Source organism: Pseudarthrobacter sp. alpha12b (genome assembly GCF_054130495.1).
In genome coordinates, this window is record NZ_CP196746.1 from 986188 (window position 1) to 1000142 (window position 13955).

Genomic DNA, 13955 nt, shown 5'->3' on the forward strand with positions numbered 1-13955 from the left:
AGGCGAATAAGTGAAGATTTTCATTACGGGGGCGAGCGGCTACATCGGTGGTTCCGTTGCCGAAAAGCTGATGGCGGGTGGACATGAGGTTACGGGCCTAACCCGCGATACTGACAAAGCAACCGTCCTGGCGGCGTCGGGAATCGAACCCGTGATCGGAACCCTGGAGGACCGAGACATTCTCATGCGCGAAGCGCGGAAGGCTGACGCAGTCGTCAGCGCGGCAGATGCCGACCACCGAGCTTCTGTAGAGGCGATGGCGGGAGCCCTTGAGGGCTCTGGAAAGGTTCTGATTCACACGAGCGGATCCAGCCTTGTCGGTGACGATGTCAGGGGTAACCAGGCCTCAGATTCCATCTATGACGAAGACACGCCGTTCGTCGTCGAGGACCGCAAAAAGGCCCGCCAGGAGATCAATTCGCTGGTACTGGAATCCGGCAGCCGCGGCGTGCGGAGCGCTGTGATATGCCCGAGCCTGGTCTATGGCGTCGGAACCGGCATCAACCCCAGAAGCATTCAGGTCCCATTTCTCGTGGACCAAGCCCATGCCAGCGGTGTGGTCCGCGTTGTTGGGAAGGGACTAAATCGTTGGTCGACTGTCCACATCAACGATCTCGTCGATCTCTACGGTCTTGCGGTTGATGCCGCACCGCCGGGATCGTTCTACTTCGCTGAGAATGGAGAATCTTCATTCGCAGACATAGGTGCAGCGATCGCTGAGCGCCTGGGACTCGGCGAGGTGGAGTCTTGGGACGCAGACGAGGCAGCGAATCAGTGGGGCCCGGGCCGAGCCTACTACACCTACGGCAGCAACAGCCGGGTCAGGGCAAAACGTGCAAGGGAAGAACTTGGCTGGAAGCCCACCCATGACTCAGTCTTGCGCTGGATCCGACACGAGATGCCAAACGAGAAAGAAGGACAATAAAAATGATTCTTGAATTAGCCGACATTCGCATTCCTGCTGGAAAACAGGAGGATTTCGAACGCGCGATTCAGCTGGGACTCGACTCCACGCTTTCAAAATCAGCCGGCTTTCATAGCTACGAGGTCCGGCGGTGCATCGAGACGCCAGAGCGGTATGTGCTCCTTATCCAGTGGCAAACGGTTGAAGATCATACCGTGGGATTCCGCCAGTCCGCACTGTATGAGGAATGGAGCGCCATTGTGCGGCCCTTCTTTGCCCAGCCGCCCAAAGTCGAGCACTTCGAGCTCGCAGGAAGCTCTGTTGGTGTGACCGCCGGCGGACGGTAGGACCTCCATAAACAATTAAGTCGCCTCAACGTGATCGCAGCGACGCCGCGCAGCAGGCTATGCAATCGGGCGGTGCGTTGGAAATGACTTGGTGGACAATCCGCCAGCAAAACCCGGGGCCGGAAGGGCTGGCCCCGGGTTTTTGTTCTGCGCTCGGTCGGTACGAATGGGGTGCCCAATCTGACCAATTGCCATTACAACGCTAACGACAAAGAGGGTCTTATTGGACGTGGGTGCGCACCCTTTTAACGGTCAGATGCCCAGGGTACGGCGGAGCCAGGCAATTTCTGCCCGGCTCGCCGCCTTCCCGATGGTCAGCATTCCTTGGCGGTAGATATCCTGGATATCCGCGCTTCGCAAAGGCCTGCCGTTTTCGTAGAAGAAACTGGCGGGTGCCTCGAGGAACTTCAGCCGCCGCTCGAGTACCGCGTGCTGGTCTTCGACGTCGGGAAGTTGGGACAGGAAGGCAAGGATCACCATAAACCGCCCCAGATCGCTGACATCTCCGCCCGAAGCGCTGCGAAGCCGTTGCTGAAGGTCTTCCCGGCCCTTAGGCGTGAGTTCGAGTGTGTGGCGCTGGGCGGCGCGGCCATTCTCGATGCGCTGCACAATGGCACCCGCTTTGATGAGCCTTTGGATGGCGGGATACAGGCTCCCGTCACTGATCTCCTTTGCGAAACCGTAGAGTTCGTTCATCTTGCGCCGGAGTTGGTAGCCGTGGAGGGGGCCTTCGGCGAGGAAGCCCAGGATCATCAGTTCGAGCACGACAACAATGCTAACGGACAGGAATACATCGAAACGAGGTAACGTTCCCTAATGCATACCTCGTTTAGAGGTATCGTTTCGTTCTCGCCGTCGAAGGATCCTCCCATGCCGTCTTCGCCCATGCCCCTTGTGGCTCAAGCCACCGTTCCCCGGGGCCGGCTCGCTATCGCCGTTTTTTCCACCGTGGTGGAATGGTATGACTTCACGTTGTTCCTTTACCTCAGCGCAGTCCTTTCACGGGTGTTCTTCGGTGACAGCCCCACGGGGGTCCTCATGACACTGGCAACGTTTGCCGTTTCCTACCTCCTCCGGCCGATAGGCGGCCTCGTCTTTGGATATGTGGGAGATCGCTGGGGCCGTCGGCCCGTCTTGCTGGCATCCATGGCGTTGATGCTGCTGGCCACGATAGGCACGGCTGTCCTGCCCACGCACGCGCAAATTGGTGAAGCGGCCGCCGCCTGGCTGCTCGCACTGAGGTGCCTCATGTCCTTTTCAGTGGGGGGTGAATACACCGGTGTCATGACGTACCTCTTGGAAAGCAGCAGCCCAGGCAGGCGGGGCCTGGTGACATCGTTGGCCGCTGCTGCCAGCGAGATCGGAGCGCTACTCGCTGCCGGCGTCGCAGCCGTCACCATCGCCGCCCTTCCTGCGGCACAGATGGATGCGTGGGGTTGGCGGATACCATTCATCATCGGCGGCGTACTCGCTGCCATGATCCTGGTGCTGCGCACCGGCCTCCACGAAACCCCGCTCTTTGCGCAGAGCCGCGCAGAGGAAACCCGGGAATCGATTCCACAGGTTGTGGGGCGGCAATGGCGGGCCATTGTCCGCACCTTCGTCATCTCCGGGCTTGTTTCCGCAACGTACTACGTAGGCATTGTCTACCTGCCCACATACCTGGTTTCCGTTCAGGGCTGGGCCGAATCTTCCGCGCTTGCCCTGGCAACGCTTTCCGCCGCCGTCGTGGTTGTTGCCTCGCCGGCCGCCGGCTGGCTGTCCGACCGATACGGGCGTCGCCGGATGCTGCTCGTCCTGGCGGTGGCCGCCGTTCTTCTGCCCGTTCCCATGTTCGCTGCCGCCGGTTACTCCACCGCACCCTTGGCCATTGCCGCCGTCGTGGTTCTTTCGTGCCTGGCCGGCAGCCTGAGCGCAGTGGGCGCATCAGCAATTCCGGAGCAGTTTGTCGTCAGGGGCCGCCTCACCGCGCTGGCAATCGGCGGGACCATTGCCACCACCATATTCGGCGGCATCGCGCCCTATGTGGTTCAGTCGCTGACTGAAATCACCGCGTGGCCACTGGTACCCGGAGTACTGATTGCAGCCGTCGGCGTTGCCGCGATACCCGCAATTCGCCGCGGGCCTGAAACCGCGGGAGGGCATTCCGACATTTCGGCGGCGGACAGTTCACCTGAGCTGAGTGACCTGCAAACCGAATCAAAAGGAGCACACCACCATGCCTGAGCACATGCACGCAATCGTCCTTGACGGCCCGGGGGCGCCCGAAGCTCTCAAGATCCGGGTAGTGCCCCGGCCTGTCGCCAGGCCTGGTTGGGTGCTGATCAAAGTCCACGCTTTTGGCCTTAACCGCTCGGAGCTTCATTTCCGCAGGGGACTGGGCTCATTCGGATCCTTCCCGCGCATCCCCGGGATTGAAGCAACCGGTGTTGTAGTAGAGGCTCCGGGCGGTGAGGTCGCCGAAGGCACTCAGGTCGCCGCGCTGATGGGCGGCATGGGCAGAACTTTCGACGGCGGCTATGCCGAGTACGTGAGCGTGCCGGCCTCCAGCGTGGTCCCGTTTAGAAGCAGCCTTGATTGGTCCACTTTGGGTGCCGTGCCCGAGATGCTGCAAACCGCAAACGGCTCCCTGACAGTCGGCGTAAACGCCGCCCCTGGCAGCAGCCTGCTGATCCGCGGCGGCACTTCATCCATAGGGATGGCCCTGGCCGTCCTCGCCAAACGCCAAGGCATCACCGTGGTGGCCACCACCAGGAATCCAGCCAAAACGCAGGCGCTCCTGGACGCAGGCACGGATCACGTGGTGATTGATTCCGGTTCGATTGCCGAACAGGTACGCGGAATCTTCCCGGGCGGGGTCGGCGGCGCAGTGGAGCTGGTCGGAACACCGACACTTCAAGACACGCTAAGGGCCACCGCCGTCCACGGGACTGTCTGCTTCACCGGAATGCTTTCAGACGAATGGACGGTCAAGGACTTCTATCCGATTGATTTCATTCCGAACGGGGTGCGGTTGACCGCCTACTCCGGTGGCGCCAGCGACCTTCCTGCACCTGTCCTGCAGGAATTCCTGGATGCCGTGGAAGCCGGACGCGTCTCAGTCCCCATCGGCAAGGTTTACAGGTTCGACGAGATCGTCCAAGCGCACCAGGATATGGAGGATGGGTCCGTATCCGGCAAGCTTGTGGTCACAGTGGAAGGACATATTCATGACTGACGTCAACGCGGGCAGTACTGTTCTTCCCTTGGACAGACTGCCAGGGGGAGCTTCGCTGAGATCCGTTATGGCATATGCCGGCAAGATCGGGGGCCGCAAGGCCCTCCGGGTGGCACTGACCGGCGAGGCGGCAGCGGGGGTTCCCGGAGTCCATTACATCGACCAGCCCACCTTTGTCCTGCTGCCGGCTGAGTTCGAGAACGGTGTCATTGAGGTCGACATATTGAGCCGCCTGACTGGGGACGCGCCCGATTATGCGCGTGCCTTTGCCGGTATCGCCTACCGAATTTCCGACGACGCTGACCGCTTTGAGTCTGTCTATGTTCGACCGCTCAATGGCGCGAAGCTCAATCCACCAGGTCCACGTGTGAATCGCGGCGTGCAGTATTTCGCCTATCCCGAATGGGACTTTGAACGCCTTCGCGTTGAATACCCCGACGGCCGCTATGAGGCTCGGGCCGACATCGGCCCGGACGAGTGGATCCACCTGCGCATCGAAGTGGAGGACCAGCGCCTTCGCGTCGGCATCAATGGGGTGGAGGCCCTGGCTGTGGCTGAAACCAAGGCCATGCCGGCCAGCGGGAAGATTGGCCTGTGGGTTGACATTGGAACCGAGGCGTTCTTCTCCAATCTGAGCATCACGCGCGGCTGATCTGGGGACGATATCGGCACCCCAAAGCCCGGGGCCCTGTTCTGCGTGCCTTTCACGCCACAGACTGATACGCGGAACCTCTCAGTCTGTTCCGAAAAGGTATTTCTATTCGCTCAATGGGGAGCCTAGTCTTGAACAGCCACACACTGTGTGATGCCCGGCACTCCACGATGTCCGCGAGGACAATGCTCGAGCCAGGATCAACCACCACGACAAAGGAGTCACCGTGACCACGGAAACCCAGGCAACCGCAGCCGCCTCAGGTGCAGGCGCAACAGCCCGTTTCAGGGAAAACAAGCACGTCGCTGCAGCAACCAGCAAGGAACGCGTCAGCGCCCTCGCCGGCAAGATCATCAAAGCCATCAACGAGACCGTGATCGACGAAAAAGTCACTTATGACGAGTACAACGCCCTCAAAGCCTGGCTGATCCAGGTCGGTGAGGACGGGGAATGGCCGCTCTTCCTTGACGTCTGGGTAGAGCACTCCGTCGAAGAAGTTGCCAACGCCAACCGGCACGGCTCCAAAGGAACCATCGAAGGCCCCTACTACATCCCGAACGCGCCCGCTCAAAACACGCCGGCCACGCTGCCCATGCGCGATGACGAACCGGGCACGCCGTTGCTTTTCCAGGGCCAGGTCACGAGCGTTGCTGGGCAGCCCCTGGCCGGCGCGTTGATCGAACTGTGGCACGCTGATGACCTCGGGTTCTACTCCCAGTTCGCGCCGGGCCTGCCTGAGTGGAACCTTCGCGGGTCTGTGATTGCCGATGCCGATGGTAAATTCCAGATCAACACCATACAGCCGGCCCCGTACCAGATTCCGACAGACGGCGCTTGCGGTGCACTCATCGCTGCTGCCGGCTGGCACGCCTGGCGTCCGGCACACCTGCACCTGAAGGTCTCCGCTCCGGGTCACCAACTCATCACCACACAGTTGTACTTCCAGGGTGATGAGCACGTCGCGGACGACATCGCTTCGGCCGTCAAGCCGGAACTGATCCTCGCGCCGACCGACCGCACGGACGGCAATGGGCGGGAAGTCACCTACGACTTCGTCCTCGATCCGGAGAACTGATACAACTCCAACTGTCGGAAGGTGGAGCCTCCGCAGGCTTCGGTCGTCGGGTGGTCGGATTATGCCACCCGGCGACTTTGCTGCGGTTGCTCCGATGCAGGGAAACGGAGTGACCCTATGACGTCGGTGACGACGATGCCTTTAGTGAACGACGAAATGGTCGACGAATTCTCAACGAGCCATCTGCCGTGGCAGTTGGATGTGGTTCGGGACGCGGCGTTGAAACACCGGGCGGCAGAATTTGGTGGGTTGTGGGCTGTGGACTGCCGGCTGGGCGGAATGAGTGGGCGGCGCGGCCAGCGGGAAATTAGCCATACTGACGGAGATTACGCAGCGGTCCTATTGGTAAGGCGCGGCCGGGAAGTGTTTTCCCAGGGGGGCAGACAGGCAGCTGTGGGAGCAGGCAGTGCGGTGATGTGGGACGGAGTATTGCCTGGAGAGTGCTTCAGCGAAGGACCTCTCCTAAAAACGACACTCTTCATGCCCCGGCAGCTCTGCCTTGAGGCGTTGCCGCGCCTTGAATCACTTGTCGGACGCCCCTTGAATAGCACGCCCAGCCTTCGTCTGTTGTTTGACTGGTTGCACACGTCGACCAGGGCGGTGGATCTGGACGAGGATTCAGCGGCGATGGCGGGACGGATTGCGGTCGATCTTTTAGCCTCCGCGATTGGCGCATCCACCAACATCGTCCTCGACACAAAGGCGATCCGCCTTATGGAAGTTAAAGCTTTTGTCGAGTCCCGGCTGGGCGACTCCAGCCTCACCGTAGACGACATTGCCCACGGAAATGCCGTGTCGATCCGTTACCTCCATGCGCTGTTCGAGGGCACAGGGGAAACCTGCCGGGAATTTTTGATGCGGCGTCGTCGGGAAGCGGCATACCAACTCCTGCTGTCACCCGCACCCATCTCTGTCACCGAAGTGGCGCACCGGTGCGGTTTCGAGAACCCGTCGTCGTTTAGTCGCGCCTTCCGTGCCGCTTACGGTGTTTCCCCCCGCGAGGCACGGAACGCCCACCGCTCAATGTGATCTGAACGACTTTGTGCATCTCCGGAACACTTCTGTGCACACGGCGGCAGGTTTTGCTTGCTCGAGTTTTCAATACTTGTGGAGGCGAGGAGATGCCTCCCGGTGACGAAGGAGTCCCAAGTGACCAGTACCCTTAGCGAGCGTGCCGTGAAACACGTCGCACTATTCCAGCCCGGACGAATCGGATCGATGTCCCTGAAAAACCGCTTCGTCCAGTCACCCATATTCACGCAGTATGCCGAGGTCGACGGGTATGCAGGCCCCCGCCTCATTGAGTATTTCCGGCAACGGGCCCGCGGTGGAGCAGGCCTGCTCATCACCGAGAACACCTCTGTCGACTGGCAGGTTGGCCGTACAGTCGGACACCCAATCCGGATTGACCATGACCGTTACCGGTCGGGCCTGGCCGACCTGGTGGAGGCAGTACACAATGAGGGCGCGAAAATTGCGGTCCAGTTGCACCACACGGGCCGGCAGAACTCACAGGGCAATACCGAAGGCAACGTGCCCCCGATTGCGCCGACCGCCGGCATCACCAGCGCCTTTGGAACGGCGCCGCGCGCCATTGAGCTCGAAGAAATTCCCGGCCTGATCAACATGTACGCCCAAGGCGCCCGCCGCGCCAAGGAAGTTGGCTTCGACGCAGTGGAACTCCACGGCGCCCATGGGTACCTGCTGGGGCAGTTCTTGTCGCCCAAGACCAACAAACGCACGGACGGGTATGGAGGCCCGCTGGAAAACCGTGCCCGGTTTGCCCTTGAAGTGGTGCGGGCAGTCCGCGAACAGGTCGGTCCAGACTTTCCGGTCATGTACCGGCTCAGTGTCGAGGAGCCGTACGAGGGCGGGCTCTCTTTGGATGACGGCCTGGCGTTCTGCCAAATGCTTGAAAAGTATGTAGACGCCTTGGACGTGTCGGCCGGCAACTACGACACGGCGGACGTCCTCCTGCCCATGGTCCCGCCGGGCAACCTCCTGCACTACGCCAAAGAGGTGAAGAAGCGGGTCTCCGTGCCGGTCATCGGTGTCGGGCGTCTTGTCTGGTTGCTGGATGAACTCAACGACGACGTCGCTGCCGGTGAACTGGACTTCGTCGCCATGGGACGGGCAGGCCTGGCCGATCCCACGATCGTTGAGAAGACCCGGCGTGGGGCAACGTCCAACATCCGTCGCTGCCTGGCGGTTAACGAGTGCATCTCGCGCTGGATGTTCAATGGCCAGCACACGCAGTGTGTTATCAACCCGGCGCTCTCCCAGGAGAAGCGGGCAGCCGAAGCCCGTCGGCTGGCAGTTCCCGCCAAGCGGGTCCTGATCGTCGGCGCTGGCCCGGCCGGATGCGAGGCAGCCATTCTGGCCGCGGACCGTGGCCATGAAGTAACGCTGGTGGAACGCGAGAAGGAGATCGGCGGTCAGTTGCGGGCCTGGGCCGCAGCTGAGGTCCTGAACAAGGAGATCACGACGTTTGTTGAGTTCTACCGCGCCGAGCTGGAGCGCACGGGGGTCGACGTGCGGCTCGGAACCGAGGTCACGGAAGCGGAAATGGGCGGGTACGACACAGTCTTTCTCGCTACCGGCACCGAGAGTGCCGGTGCGCCCCAGGGGGCAATCGATGCCGTGCAAATGCTGGCAGGCCGGAGTGCGCCGGAGGCGAAGGAGGTAACCGTGCACGGAAACACTGAAACAGCGATGTTCGCGGCCCTGTGGCTGTCCGAGCAGGGCCGCAAGGTTACGCTCAGCTCTCCCAGCGAGGACGTTGGGCTCGACACGAATGACATGCAGCGCAATCACCTGAGGGGACTGCTCGCTTCCCGGAACGTCAACATTCTTACGGACCAGCCGGCCCCTGCGGGAGGGACAGTGGTGTGGGCTCAGGACCGTACACCTAACGATTTCCTGGCAGCGGCAGTCGACGGCGAACGCATACGCACCATCGGCACACGCTTCAGGGGCGGCCGAATGTACGAGGCGACCCAGTCCGGTTTCTGGGCCGCAGCTGAGGTTTAGGAGGAGTACAAATGGTCATCCGCGCAATTGAACACATCGGCATCACAGTTCCTGACCTCGAACAGGCCACGGACTTCTTCGTGGACGCATTCGGAGCCGAAAAGATCTACGACATGCTCGACGAACCTTTGGCGGGTCCCGCGGTCGAGGCTGGTCTGGGCATCCCGCAAGGCGCGAGGATCGAGGCCATCCGTATGCTTCGTCTCGGAGATGGACCTAACCTGGAGTTGTTCACGTACTCCGGGGCTGCCCAGCGGGAGCCCGTGGTGCCGAGCGACTACGGACTTCAGCACTTCTGCGTATACGTGGACGACATCGAGGAGGCTTCGACCCGGTTGGAAAAGGCCGGCGGCCATCTGCTCAGCGCGCCTGGCGATCTTCCCGGGGGTGACGCAGGGGAGGGCAACCGGTACCTCTACGCCCGCACCCCGTGGGGCAGCACGGTCGAACTCGTGACCTATCCCTCTCCGCAGGCTTACGAGTCGCGCACCCCGCTTCGCAGGTGGCGCCCGGCCCAATATGCCGACAACACGCATCAGGAGTAACTTTCCGTCCGATAGATCCTGAAGAGCTTCCGCAACACGCGAACGGCCGAGCCTGCTGGCTCGGCCGTTCGTGCTGTGTGAGGAGCTTTTCCACCGGTCCCAAGGTTCGAACGTAGCCGCGGCACCGGAATTTACGCCCATGCGTCCCGATGGACATACGTAAGAAACAAAGAAACTATGTACTTGTGGTCACTGAGTGCGGTACAAATGAGAAATCGCGACGCCGTATCCAGTATTTATTTGATCTTTGGACAAATTTCAGAGATCCCGCACTCACCTCGCAAGGGAGATACCGTGCCTGTTGCAGCTATCGATCCACGTTCTACAGACATCACCCCCCTCATATACCATCCAGTCCTCTGGGCTGCGGCAGCAGGGGTCTTTGTCGTCATCATCCTTCAATCAGTCATCTATTTCCGGGCCATCCGGAAGGCGGCACCGGCCGTCGGCCTTACGCCTGCCCAAGTCAGCAGCTCTGTCCGTTCCGGTGCTGTGGCCGCGATCGGGCCTTCGCTTGCCGTCGCACTGATTGCTGTTTCGCTGCTCCCGCTTTTCGGGACACCCGCAGTGCTCGCCCGAATCGGCCTGGTTGGTTCGGCTGCGTTCGACGTCGCCGCCGCCGGCATTTCTGCAGGCACGCAGGGGGCGCAGTTGGGCGGACCCACCTATACCCAGAAGATCTTCGCCCTGGCTTTCGCCGCCATGACCATCGGTGGCCTCGCCTGGATGCTTTCGGCCCTGATTCTCACTCCAATTTTGAGCAAGGGCGACGCGACGCTGCGCAAGGTAAATCCGGCCGTCATGGCTGTGGTGCCGACAGCGGCGCTACTTGGCGCGTTCTTCACGCTGGCCTTCACGGAAGTGGTCAAGTCGCCAACGCATCTCGTGACCATGATCGTATCGGCGGCGTCCATGGGGGCATGTCTGCTGCTGGCCCATAAGCTGCGCCGCCCTTGGCTGCGCGAGTGGGGTCTGGGCCTCGCCATAGTCTCAGCGCTGGCGGTCGCTTACTTCATGACAGCAGCCTGAGAACCACACGAAAGGAGCCACTCCGATGTCAAAGACAACTTCCGCTGAACTTGCAGCTTTTGACCGCACCACCTCCATCTGGGGACCGATCACACTGGGCCTGGGTCTGCTCATTTCGCTGGCAGCCGCGCTGTACGCAGCTTTCGGCTCTGGCGCGGGCATCACAGGGATGGAGCTGGTCACTGCGGTCGTCGCCGTGTTGGCCACCTTCGGCGTCATAGCCATCATTGAACCCATTTCCTATTTCCCGATACTGGGCCGCTCGGCGATGTACCAGGCTTTCCTGATCGGAAACATCGCCAACAAGCTCCTCCCGGCAGCCATCGTGGCACAGGCCAACCTGGGCGAGAAACCGGGCACACGTCGGGCGGAACTCATTGCCGGAAGCGCCATTGTCGGTGCCGTCCTCATCCACATCACCACCCTGGTTTTCCTTGTGGGCGTCCTGGGCACCTGGCTGGTCGGGATGCTCCCAGCACCACTGATTGCCACCGCGCGTGGCTACATCCTCCCTGCAGTCTTCGGGGCCGTTGTCCTGCAGAGCGTGCTTGCCATGAAGAGCCGCCGCACGACGATCGTGGCCGTATTGGTCGCTGCTGTCATTGTCTTCGTGGTGGTGCCCTTGGTCCCGGCGCTTACGTTCTACGCCACCGCGCTGGCCGTCATCATCACCATCGTCGTCTCGTGGTACGCGCGGTCCAACAACCCGACACCCGGAACCGACAAGGCCCGGGAAGCGGCTGACCCCGCCGCTCCCATCTCCGAAACCACCCACTGAAAGAGAACTCTGAATGACTATCACCACGAGCGTGCGGCTCACCGCAGCTGTAGACGTTCCCGAATCATTTGTGAACGAATGCATAGACGTCTATAAGCACCTGCACGCCCATCCGGAACTCTCGGGCCAGGAATTCGAGACTGCCGCCTACATCGAAACCCACTTGGCCGCCCTGGGGATCGACTCATTTCGCTGCGGAGCCACCGGGGTAGTGGCTGTCCTGACGAACGGCGACGGTCCCGTCGTCGGCTTCAGGGCCGACACGGACGGCCTGCCTATCGCCGAGGAGACGGGCCTTGAATACTCCAGCGAGGCCACGGGTACGCAAAGAGACGGTACCACCGTGCCCGTGATGCACGGCTGCGGGCATGACACCCATGTTGCTGCCGCGCTCGCGCTTGCCGCCCTCCTGGTGGAGCGCAGGGAGCTCTGGAAGGGGACGCTGGTTTTAATATTCCAGCCCGGCGAAGAAACCGCCTATGGCGCCCGGGCAATGATCAGCGATGGACTTTGGGACCGGGCGCCAAAACCCGAGGTGGTGCTGGCCCAGCACGTACTGCCCGCGGTCAAAGGCACGCTCCTGATTCGGAGCGGGCACATGGCTACCTTGGCAGATTCCTGGAAGGTCACGGTCCATGGCCGGCAGGCACATGGTTCGCAGCCGGAGAAGTCCGTAGATCCGATCGTTGCCGCCTCAGCGATGGTGCTTCGGCTGCAGACCATCGTCTCGCGCGAACTGGCACCATCCACGCCGGCGGTCATCTCAGTAGGAACTTTCCACGCTGGGCTGAAGGAAAACATTATCCCGGCAACAGCTGAGTTTTCGATCAACGTCCGAACCCCGGACGAAGACACCCGCGCAGCCGTACTGGCAGCAATCCGCCGGATTATTTCAGCCGAAGCCGCCGCCTCCGCTGCCCCTGAGCCCACCATCACCGAAATAAACACCTTTCCCCGGTGCTACAACGATCCTGAGGCCACCCGCCGCGTCACCGAAGGTTTCACGACGGACTTCGGCGCAGACGTAGTGACTGACGCCCCGCTGGGGATGGCCTCCGAAGACGCGGGTTTGCTCAGCGACGCGATCGGTGTTCCCGGCGTCTACTGGGCTTTCGGTACCTTCGAACCGGAACTTTTCGACGGCGGCGCTTCACCGGCAGGTAACCACTCGCCGTTCTTTGCTCCAGAGGCGCGTTCCGCCGTCGTCGTGGGAACAGGTGCAGCACTTTCCGGAGTGTTAGCCTTTCTGGGCCGGAACTGAGAATCTGCGGGGCGACAGGCATCCCTGGCGCCCCGCAGCCGAGGTGCGGTGCCCGGGCCACATCCAGGGGGCCGAAGAATCAACGAAGGAACGGGACGTGGAGCAGTTGGACAGCCTGGATCGGCAGATCACGGCCGCGCTAGTGCGCAACGGCCGCGCCCCTTGGCGGCTGATTGCCGAAGTCCTCGGTCAACAGGAACGGACCGTGGCCCGCCGCGGCAACAAGCTACTTGAATCCGGTGCGGTACGCATCAATGCGTTCGTTAACCCTGTAGCCGTAAGCTCCCGCACTGCCTTCCTGCTCCGCGTCCAAGCAACTCCCAGGGAACTACGCAACGTATGTTCATGGCTCGCCGACCAGGACGAGTCTTCGTGGGTTAGCGCCCTATCGGGGGCGAATGAGGCAGTGGCGGGCATGTTCCTCGCCCCCGATGGATTAGGAGAACTGCTCTACCAACGGCTCGCGGCGGTGGACGGGATCCAGTCGTTTAACCTGATGCCGCTGTTCGATTACTTCCGCACCCCGTCCGGCTGGATGCCGGATGTTCTCACCAAACAACAGTATGCGGCGCTCCACTCGGATGAGGATGGCCGCCTTGCCGGCAAAGCAAGCGGTCGGCCGCCACTTGACGAGACCAGCCGAATGCTGGCGATGCTGCTGCACGGTAACGGCCGCGCGACCTTGGACGAACTGGCTTCTGAACTCTCTGTCTCCAAGGCGACGGTCAGCCGGCGCCTGGATTCGATGACCAGTACCGGAATCGTGTTCATCAGGGCCGTCGTGGACCTCGTAGCCTTCGGCTTCCCCGTAGAATCCCTGCTCACCGTTACGTGTTCAGGCTCATCGAGCAAGACGATGGGGGAGTACATCGCCGGCCTCCCTGTGACGCGGTGGGCCGCCGCCTCCGGTGACCAACTGGTGGCACAGGTAGCCGTAACCGCCCTCGAAGACCTTGGGCCGCTCCTGGCCGACCTGCAGAACCGCGACGGCGTGGCAGCCGCTCGGTCGTCCGTCTACGCGGAGGTATTCAAGCGCAGCACCCTGCGCTACTACGACGGCATGTTTCAGGAGCCGTCGCAGTAGCGTGAGTCTGGAGCCGTTCGCAGAGTGCGCTTG

At 61.7% G+C, this 13955-nt stretch carries 14 protein-coding genes; 13 read left to right on the top strand and 1 reads right to left on the bottom strand.

Annotated features, from left to right (window positions below; translation table 11 throughout):
- The first annotated feature begins 10 nt into the window (after positions 1 to 10).
- Positions 11 to 925 (top strand): NAD-dependent epimerase/dehydratase family protein, encoded by a 915-nt coding sequence (locus ACTAQI_RS04395; protein ID WP_457949799.1) that lies wholly within the window; start codon positions 11 to 13, stop codon positions 923 to 925.
- Between the two features lie 2 nt (positions 926 to 927).
- Positions 928 to 1251 (top strand): antibiotic biosynthesis monooxygenase family protein, encoded by a 324-nt coding sequence (locus ACTAQI_RS04400; RefSeq protein ID WP_457949800.1) that lies wholly within the window; start codon positions 928 to 930, stop codon positions 1249 to 1251.
- A gap of 252 nt (positions 1252 to 1503) precedes the next feature.
- On the opposite strand, the gene ACTAQI_RS04405 is transcribed toward ACTAQI_RS04400, so the two are convergent.
- Positions 1504 to 2016, bottom strand: a complete 513-nt coding sequence (locus tag ACTAQI_RS04405; protein WP_457949801.1) for a PadR family transcriptional regulator — start codon at positions 2014 to 2016, stop codon at positions 1504 to 1506.
- A gap of 105 nt (positions 2017 to 2121) precedes the next feature.
- On the opposite strand from ACTAQI_RS04405, the gene ACTAQI_RS04410 reads away from it, so the two are divergent.
- The 11 genes from ACTAQI_RS04410 (at position 2122) to ACTAQI_RS04460 (ending at position 13922) form a co-directional block, all read left to right on the top strand.
- Positions 2122 to 3477, top strand: coding sequence for an MFS transporter (locus ACTAQI_RS04410; protein WP_457949802.1), 1356 nt, complete (start codon positions 2122 to 2124; stop codon positions 3475 to 3477).
- On the top strand, positions 3470 to 4468 hold the full coding sequence (locus tag ACTAQI_RS04415; protein WP_457949803.1) for a zinc-binding alcohol dehydrogenase family protein: 999 nt from the start codon (positions 3470 to 3472) through the stop codon (positions 4466 to 4468). Before ACTAQI_RS04410 ends, ACTAQI_RS04415 begins: the two co-directional genes overlap by 8 nt.
- Positions 4461 to 5120 (top strand): family 16 glycoside hydrolase, encoded by a 660-nt coding sequence (locus ACTAQI_RS04420; RefSeq protein WP_457949804.1) that lies wholly within the window; start codon positions 4461 to 4463, stop codon positions 5118 to 5120. The genes ACTAQI_RS04415 and ACTAQI_RS04420 overlap by 8 nt, the downstream gene beginning before the upstream one ends.
- Positions 5121 to 5346: 226 nt before the next feature.
- Positions 5347 to 6195 carry a catechol 1,2-dioxygenase gene (gene catA, locus ACTAQI_RS04425; RefSeq protein ID WP_457949806.1) on the top strand — a complete coding sequence of 283 codons (849 nt, stop codon included), beginning with the start codon at positions 5347 to 5349 and terminating at the stop codon, positions 6193 to 6195.
- Between the two features lie 117 nt (positions 6196 to 6312).
- On the top strand, positions 6313 to 7224 hold the full coding sequence (locus tag ACTAQI_RS04430) for a helix-turn-helix domain-containing protein (RefSeq protein ID WP_457949807.1): 912 nt from the start codon (positions 6313 to 6315) through the stop codon (positions 7222 to 7224).
- A 120-nt stretch (positions 7225 to 7344) separates the two neighbouring features.
- Positions 7345 to 9225: an oxidoreductase gene (locus ACTAQI_RS04435; protein WP_457949809.1), complete on the top strand. Its 1881-nt coding sequence runs from the start codon at positions 7345 to 7347 to the stop codon at positions 9223 to 9225.
- Positions 9226 to 9236: 11 nt separating this feature from the next.
- Positions 9237 to 9770 (top strand): VOC family protein, encoded by a 534-nt coding sequence (locus ACTAQI_RS04440; protein WP_457949810.1) that lies wholly within the window; start codon positions 9237 to 9239, stop codon positions 9768 to 9770.
- A gap of 207 nt (positions 9771 to 9977) precedes the next feature.
- Complete coding sequence (locus tag ACTAQI_RS04445; protein ID WP_457949812.1) at positions 9978 to 10799, top strand: DUF5058 family protein; 822 nt, start codon at positions 9978 to 9980, stop codon at positions 10797 to 10799.
- 25 nt (positions 10800 to 10824) lie between these two features.
- Positions 10825 to 11577 (top strand): hypothetical protein, encoded by a 753-nt coding sequence (locus ACTAQI_RS04450; protein WP_331322430.1) that lies wholly within the window; start codon positions 10825 to 10827, stop codon positions 11575 to 11577.
- Positions 11578 to 11590: 13 nt separating this feature from the next.
- The gene (locus ACTAQI_RS04455; RefSeq protein ID WP_457949813.1) at positions 11591 to 12838 is read left to right on the top strand and encodes an amidohydrolase; all 1248 of its coding nucleotides are present in this window, start codon (positions 11591 to 11593) and stop codon (positions 12836 to 12838) included.
- Between the two features lie 97 nt (positions 12839 to 12935).
- On the top strand, positions 12936 to 13922 hold the full coding sequence (locus ACTAQI_RS04460; protein WP_457949815.1) for an Lrp/AsnC family transcriptional regulator: 987 nt from the start codon (positions 12936 to 12938) through the stop codon (positions 13920 to 13922).
- Positions 13923 to 13955: the final 33 nt, after the last annotated feature.

Bases quoted from the DNA above. Each gene is read 5' to 3' on its own strand.
- ACTAQI_RS04400 (WP_457949800.1), top strand. From the start codon at position 928: ATGATTCTTGAATTAGCCGACATTCGCATTCCTGCTGGAAAACAGGAG.
- ACTAQI_RS04410 (WP_457949802.1), top strand. From the start codon at position 2,122: ATGCCGTCTTCGCCCATGCCCCTTGTGGCTCAAGCCACCGTTCCCCGG.
- ACTAQI_RS04415 (WP_457949803.1), top strand. From the start codon at position 3,470: ATGCCTGAGCACATGCACGCAATCGTCCTTGACGGCCCGGGGGCGCCC.
- ACTAQI_RS04420 (WP_457949804.1), top strand. From the start codon at position 4,461: ATGACTGACGTCAACGCGGGCAGTACTGTTCTTCCCTTGGACAGACTG.
- ACTAQI_RS04430 (WP_457949807.1), top strand. From the start codon at position 6,313: ATGACGTCGGTGACGACGATGCCTTTAGTGAACGACGAAATGGTCGAC.
- ACTAQI_RS04440 (WP_457949810.1), top strand. From the start codon at position 9,237: ATGGTCATCCGCGCAATTGAACACATCGGCATCACAGTTCCTGACCTC.
- ACTAQI_RS04445 (WP_457949812.1), top strand. From the start codon at position 9,978: ATGAGAAATCGCGACGCCGTATCCAGTATTTATTTGATCTTTGGACAA.
- ACTAQI_RS04450 (WP_331322430.1), top strand. From the start codon at position 10,825: ATGTCAAAGACAACTTCCGCTGAACTTGCAGCTTTTGACCGCACCACC.
- ACTAQI_RS04455 (WP_457949813.1), top strand. From the start codon at position 11,591: ATGACTATCACCACGAGCGTGCGGCTCACCGCAGCTGTAGACGTTCCC.